Annotated in this window: 6 protein-coding genes; 3 read left to right on the forward strand and 3 right to left on the reverse strand. The window is 56.0% G+C overall.

The window, feature by feature from the left end; all coding sequences use genetic code 11:
- A partial coding sequence (locus AC1DKD_RS37580; RefSeq protein WP_477144444.1) for an H-NS histone family protein occupies positions 1–287 on the reverse strand: 287 nt, incomplete at its 3' end.
- Positions 288–588: 301 nt separating this feature from the next.
- Here AC1DKD_RS37580 and AC1DKD_RS37585 point away from each other — a divergent pair.
- Complete coding sequence (locus AC1DKD_RS37585; protein WP_441629766.1) at positions 589–1,284, forward strand: VIT1/CCC1 transporter family protein; 696 nt, start codon at positions 589–591, stop codon at positions 1,282–1,284.
- A 451-nt stretch (positions 1,285–1,735) separates the two neighbouring features.
- Here the strand turns inward: AC1DKD_RS37585 and AC1DKD_RS37590 are convergent, their stop codons facing one another.
- A complete protein-coding gene (locus tag AC1DKD_RS37590) occupies positions 1,736–3,508 on the reverse strand; it encodes a metallophosphoesterase family protein (protein ID WP_477144445.1) in 1,773 nt (590 codons plus the stop codon).
- Positions 3,495–4,046, reverse strand: a complete 552-nt coding sequence (locus AC1DKD_RS37595; RefSeq protein ID WP_477144446.1) for an HAD domain-containing protein — start codon at positions 4,044–4,046, stop codon at positions 3,495–3,497. The genes AC1DKD_RS37590 and AC1DKD_RS37595 overlap by 14 nt, the downstream gene beginning before the upstream one ends.
- Positions 4,047–4,649: 603 nt before the next feature.
- Here AC1DKD_RS37595 and AC1DKD_RS37600 point away from each other — a divergent pair.
- Complete coding sequence (locus AC1DKD_RS37600) at positions 4,650–4,910, forward strand: helix-turn-helix domain-containing protein (protein WP_477144447.1); 261 nt, start codon at positions 4,650–4,652, stop codon at positions 4,908–4,910.
- A 394-nt stretch (positions 4,911–5,304) separates the two neighbouring features.
- Positions 5,305–6,859 (forward strand): hypothetical protein (locus tag AC1DKD_RS37605; protein ID WP_477144448.1); only part of this gene is annotated, 1,555 nt, incomplete at its 3' end.

The raw sequence follows: 6,859 nt of genomic DNA on the forward strand, positions 1-6,859 counted from the left end.
GTCCAGGTGGCGCCAGTCTTGGGGTCCACAGTCCAGGTGGCGCCAGTCTTGGGGTCCACATACTTTGGCGGCAGCGAGGCCTTCTCCTTAGCCGGAGCCTTAGGCGTGCTACCAGCCGCAGGGCGTCCACGGCGACGTTTCTGTGCAATGTCGTCGGCCGTCAACTCGTACTCTGCCATCAAAGCCTGGATTTTCTCAATGACGCCAGCGACCTCGCTTTGACGAACTTCGGCGAGCTGGGTCTCCAGCTTTTCCTTCTCTGCCAGCAATTGCTTGTAGGTAGCCATGCTGTCTCCTTGGGTTGATATTGGAGCCATCGTACCTGAGGTCGTTAAATATCGCGACTATCAATCGATAGCGGTGACGAAGCTTCGCATCTGACGGCCAAACCGCCGCCTCGCTCTTATAGGACCCCAGAAAGGGGACTACCGGCGCACGTTCGATACCATGAGTGCGCAGATGGCTGATGGACGGTGCCGCCCTAGACGAATGAAATACACTATCCTGACAGCGCCACCGGGCTAACAGGCGGCTCTGGGCGGCTACCGACATGGGATGGCGCGTCAACACGTCTAATGTTGAGGGCATATGGCTAGGCTACATAAGGAACAACATCGTCTCGAAACCATCGGCTGGTTGCGCGCTGCCGTGCTCGGAGCCAATGACGGCATCATATCGACGGCAAGCCTCGTTATCGGCGTGGCATCAGCACACACCGCCCATGGAAATATCGTGCTCACGGCCGTAGCGGGGTTGGTGGCTGGGGCCATGTCGATGGCGACAGGGGAATACGTATCTGTCTCTTCGCAGGCAGATACTGAAGAGGCAGCTTTGATTGAAGAGCAGGCCGAACTCGATGCCGATTTTCCGCGCGAGCAACAAGAATTGATTGCAATCTATATGCGTCGTGGCCTGGATTATCCGCTTGCTAAGCAGGTTGCCGAAAGGCTGATGGCCCACGACGCGCTTGGCACCCATGCACGCGATGAGCTAGGCATCTCGAAAGTGACCTCCGCCAAGCCGTTGCAAGCAGCGTTGGCTTCTGCCTGCAGCTTTTCGGTGGGCGCCGCCCTGCCGGCTGCAGTTGCCGCACTAGCTCCCGAATCGGCCTTGATTCCAGCCATAGTCATCTCTGCCTTGGCATCACTTGCCTTCTTGGGCGGTCTGGCCGCAAAAACGGGCGGCGCGAAAGTCGGCCCAGGCGTTATCCGCGTAGTGTTCTGGAGTGCTTTGGCAATGGGTGTGTCGTCAGGTGTTGGCACGTTGTTTGGCGCCGTAGTCTGAAGCGCCGCAATCGGACAGATGTCCCCGTCGGGTTCACGCAATCCGCGTACGCAGCTCCGGAAATAAAAGCGGGAATGCTTCGTTGAAGTCCCGCTTCAGCGCCAGCAACCGGCTATTCCTCCGCGCCTCAAACATCAGGGAATTTGCGCTAGCGATGGTTCCATCCTGGCCGTAGCTACGCCGGTCTTGATAAGGCCACCAAGTACCGCATCCGGACAATTCACGACAGCATCGACCGTAGCAGGACCCTGCGAGCAGAACGCCCCGATGGCGCAAGTGATGCTTTGAGCAAGCTCTGCGCTCACCCCAAGCTGGGCGGCAAGCTCGGCCGGGAGTTGCGTAACATCCGTGGGCATGTCGTTCTCCTTGCTACGCTGGGAATTCTTGTTGTACGKAGCCTAGAAGTTCCAGGCAAGCTCCGCATCGCCGACTCTGTCCCCATGAACGCCCATCAAATGTCGCCGCAGATTGCCCGCAAGTCGGAACCGGTGAGAAGGCGATTTCTATCTGCAGCGTTTAGTGCGTCCCTGGCTTCAATCATGGGCACGAAACCTCTGTAGCCACTATCTACCAAGTATTTGTCTAAGGCGAGATACATATCGGACTCGTCCGGCTCATCAGTTACCAGTGTTATATGCTGACACTCTGCGAGTTCAAATGCCCCTCTCCATTTCGGACGCAGCAAGTCAGCTACAGTTCCGCGTCCTTGACACCAGGTCAGGGCCGACAGCGCGACTTGACACCAACGCTTCTGCGCAACTGAAGCTGCGCTTGGAATATCCATAAGCCACAGACGCCAGCTCTCCAAGTTTGCTAGCACTCTGGCATACATTTTCTCTGCTGATGGCTCAACATGTCCGTTGTTGAATGAAGCAAGCGCTGGTAGGTGCGGCGGCGTCTCAATAATGCTTAGAGTCTTTCCAGCATGTTTGTCTAGCGCCAGAGCCGGGCCGGATGCGACCTTATCCAGCACTATTTCGGCTCGATGAATATTGTCCGCAAAAGCTCGGCGGACTGCGTAACGGGGTACATCAAGCTCGATATTGATATATGGAAGCAGCTTCTTGCAATCAGAGATAATCGCTTCCACTTCGGCGACGACTTCCTCAAGCRCAGACGTAAGCGGGGCGTGAAAACCTGTTGACAGGTCGAGCACAAAGCTTGGGTCAAAGTCTTTCCCATCCCCCAAAAACGGGTTATTTCTGTATCGCAACTCGCTCTGCTCAACATCCTTGCGCGTCAGTCGGAGACCCAGCCAGCGAGCCTCGGTAATGTCCCTTTCTGTGATTACGCCGAGAGCATAACCGCGAGCGTTCGACGTTACGCGCACGCCTTCCACCAGAAGGTCGGCATGCATGTGAAGATGACCGTGTACCCATGCCGCAATCTTCGTCCTATGCTCTGCAAGTAAGGGCTCGAGAGCGCTTGCGTACGCACCCACCCGAACGAAGTCCGGATGATGCCGCATATCGGACCAATTGCTCGGATTCAATACACCTTCGTCAACCCCGAAACTAGATAAGCATCGTCGGCTAGGCGCGTGGTGGGTGACAACAATAGTTGGCCCCGAAAATGACTCTGATAGCTCATCCTCCAACCATGCAACTGTCTTCTTGTGAATGCAGTAAGCGATTGCCGGTGAGAATGCAATAGTTCCTTCAGTGGACCCTTTGGGTTCAAGGCCTGGCAATTCGGCCGAGGTGAGCAGACCACGAACAGCGTCCGCATTCCCACTTTGCTGATACCACTCCGTCGCGCTTATGTAGCGATAGTCTTGCATATGCGTTGCCGCTGACTGCACCAACGCGGGATGCCATTCACCAAAATCTGTCCACAGGGTCGCACCGAGAAAACGCACACCGCCGATGACTACGGATTCTTGCTCCAACACGTGTACATCCGTGCCGCGCGCCAGATTACGCGCTGCTTCCACAATCGAGCCGATATCGCGGTCCCACGCTTCGTGGTTGCCGAGCACGTAGACAATCGGCACTCCTAGTCCAGCGAGCCACGGGACCGCCAGTTCGACAGGCCCGATGTCCCCGGCTGCCACCAAGATGTCGAATTCAAGTCCATGCGGAATCTGATACGGCCCCGTTTCAAGATGAACATCGGAGAGCACGTGAAGACGTGGAGGTCGCTCGCCCCAGACCAGAGACCATGACGCCACGTCATCGACATCCGCTTGCGCATCACTTCTCAATTGCCTTTCACTCGTCATCACTCTGCTCAACTCCTGGCTGTTTGCCGACAGACCACGCGCGTACACGCTCACGCACGCGTGGCTCCCACACACCGCTCTCCGGATTGCAGAGTACGAGCTGCCGGGGCAGCGGGTAAGGAAATTGACTTGCATGGTCGTCTAGGACAAGCCAATCGTCATCGTTCAGTCCAATCTGATTTACAGCATACTGAATTCCCTGCCACCGGGACATCTCGATATTAGTCACCCCGCAATACCTTCGTGCTAGCGGACCGAGATACTCAAATATTTGAGTCCTCGAAAGAAGAAAGCGCCAGGAGCTAGAAACGACGATGCTCACGTCCGTCTCTTCGAGAATCTCTTCAAGCACCCACGTCCACCGAAAGAGCCGCCCATGCTTGATTGCATCACGCAGCGACATGCGCATGGCGAATCCGGTGAGCGAAGACACCGGATGCAGAACGCCATCAAAGTCTAGAAATAGGACTCTGCGCTTCGGGGTCATCTGCGTACGGAGGACAATACGAGACTCGTGTATCGGTCCTGGAGAACGTCCCATGAGGTGTGCATGCGCTCGAGGAGACGCCGTTGACCCTGTGCATTTTGCCTTAGCCGGCCCTCCAAGCTTTTCAGACTGGAATCGGCGAGTTCCGCCACCAACTGGGCCTCCAGATGATGAAGTTGGCAATCAGTAACCAGCACATCCTGCAACCGCCCTAGATATGCGGGCTGTTCTTCCATTGGGAGCCAAATCAAGTCGAACACGAGCTTCTGTACGTACCAATGTAGTAAATCCACCCGCCACTCGACCTCCCCTGGAAGCTCGTGCGGCGACAACTTGATACGCTCCTTACTAACGCTCGCCTCGAGTGAAACGCCAAAGCGGGCGAGCACTGCTCGCGTTGTCGCAGGGGCATAGGTAACACTTGCACTTCTCACTTTCTGTCCTGTTTGTTCTGTTTGAACTTCTTAGCTTCAGTCGCCCCAATCCATAGGATGGGCGAATGCTGAAACTCCACTCCGCCAAGAAGATTCGGTACCCCTTGGGGGGACGGAGTCGCTCATAAAGGACCGCAGTGTAGATTTAAACTCTGTAGATGTAAACTCTGTAGATTCATACACTGTAGATTCATGTGCTTCATTAGGCCATGCTCCGGTGCGTATGCCCGAACTGACCCAAGCACAGCAGACAGCCCGCAAGCGACTGTCAGAGAATCTAAAACGGTTAAGGAAAGAGAAAAGCATGTCGCAGGAAGACCTGGGCGACCGTGCGGGATTGCATCGCACGTACGTGAGCCAAGTCGAGCGCCTATTGGTCAATGTGTCACTCGACAACCTTGTGTCATTTGCCGTGGCGCTTGGAGTCGACGTCGTAGACGTTCTCGCACCCGTACCAGCTGCGCAGAACAAGCCCCACGACTAGTACTGTCTGTCCACCGACTCGGATTCGCTCCCAATAGACAGCCAACGTTGCTTTCTAGCAACGAAGCCTTTCGGTTCAGGGAAGCAGGTGCAGGCGCTAGCGGCCAACGGCGCTGGCTTGCGACACAGTCCGGGAGGAGGTCGCGAAATTCCGCCCGCGCTCCACGGGCAACTGGATGCTTCGCACCAGACATATAAACGGCTGCACTACATATGGCATCCCAACTTGCTACGGGTGTCGTCAACCATCTCAGGACACATAACGAATCGTAGAGCAGCTGATTTGTAAACAGCTGCGCTAGATATGACACCCCAACTTGCCACGGGTGTCGTCAACTCAGGAGACATAACGAATCGTCGAGCACCTGCTTCCCAAGCAAAAGGTAGGCGATATCATGAAATTTCACATAGAAATCAATACGTTAGGATTATCACGTTATCGCAAGCATCTGCGTCATAACGTATGTATAGGAAAGATTCGACGATACTCGTGCGCCTCAAACGGTACCACGATGACCTATACGTATGCTGATTTAATCACTTTTCACCGTCGCCGCCTGCACCCCCGCACCCCCTCAGACACGGAAGGTCCCGACGCCACCACCCAGACCTATCGCAATCACCTCTCCACCCTGCACTCGTTTCTGACGTCCTTAGGGAAATCAGCCGATAGTCGTATCGGTCGAGAATTGCGCACACAGTTCGATGCGCACCTGACGTCATATGGGGATTCGCTGCAACTAAGCGCTCATACGAAAGCCGACCGCAGAAGTCATTTGCGCGCTTGGCGGGACAGTTTCAACATGCTGGAGGCTGAACACACCATGGCCTCGACTGCCACGGCAGCCACGGCAGCCGAAACGCCTCCATCCGGCTTTCATCAAACGCTCCGCCTAGCGGTCGCGGCTATACACGAATCGCCTACGAGTATCGCCAAGCGTTGCGGCACATCCGTATCGGCGATTCACCGCTGGCTAAAGGGGGCCGTTCCGAACATCCGAGCGTTGCCATCCGTGCGACGACTCGAGCAAGCGTTGGGACTGGAGCCGGACCGTCTTTGCGGCGCCGTCGCCGAACTGCGCACAGCTGATGCGGGTCAATCAACTGCAACTACCCCAAGCATTRCCTTTCGCGAACGTCAACGGCGCAATACAAAAAATCCTTATCTCTCGCGCTTCGATACGATGACTTCGGACTTTGTGTCGGAATGGACGGCGCTCTTTGACTACAAAGTTACTAAGTTCCCAAAAATCGAGCGCTCGGGCAGGGGCGTATGGCGCCTACTTCCAGCAACCAAGATTGGTGCCAGCTTACCTCAACTGGCCTATCACCATGGACAAGGGTCTCCTGCGGCCGCGATGACGCTGGGGCGACTACGCGCATTCTTCGGATTTCTCGCGCTACCCACCTCCACGGGTGGGTGGGGCCTGGCATCCGCCGAGGCACAGTCACTTGCCTGGTTGGCAGTACCAGAAGCCGTCGATGCGTATTTAGAGTTTATGACGTCACGGTCCGACGGGCTCATCCATTGGGGCCAAAGCCAATTCGCAGCACTTGTCGCTTGTCTGACCCATCCACGCACCGGCTATCTGGCACAGCAACCGGCATTCGCTTGCAAGGTCACTGTCGCTCAGGCGGGGCGTCAGTGGGAAACAATGTGCGAACAGACTTTTAAGCTGTGCGGTGTTTGGAAAAAATCGGCCACACAAGTATCTCGCGACCCCCAGGACCCGCTGCGCGGTCTAATGATGCTGCAAGAGCCATTGGCGCCAGTTCTACGCGCCATCGAAGCCCTAGACCAAGCCGCTGACGCGGCTCCATCTGGCAGCCGCCAGGAGAGCGTATTTAAGCGCGACGCACTACTGCTTTCGATGCTCCTCGCCAACCCGCTGCGAGCACGCAATTTTATGCTGATGCAGTACCGGGATGACCAGTCCGGCAACCTATATC

This window comes from Cupriavidus sp. 05T313 (assembly GCF_056396665.1).

What these genes read in the sequence shown, in the direction of transcription:
- AC1DKD_RS37600 (WP_477144447.1), top strand. Translation starts at nt 4,650, where the DNA reads ATGCCCGAACTGACCCAAGCACAGCAGACAGCCCGCAAGCGACTGTCA.
- AC1DKD_RS37595 (WP_477144446.1), bottom strand. Translation starts at nt 4,046, where the DNA reads ATGGGACGTTCTCCAGGACCGATACACGAGTCTCGTATTGTCCTCCGT.
- AC1DKD_RS37585 (WP_441629766.1), top strand. Translation starts at nt 589, where the DNA reads ATGGCTAGGCTACATAAGGAACAACATCGTCTCGAAACCATCGGCTGG.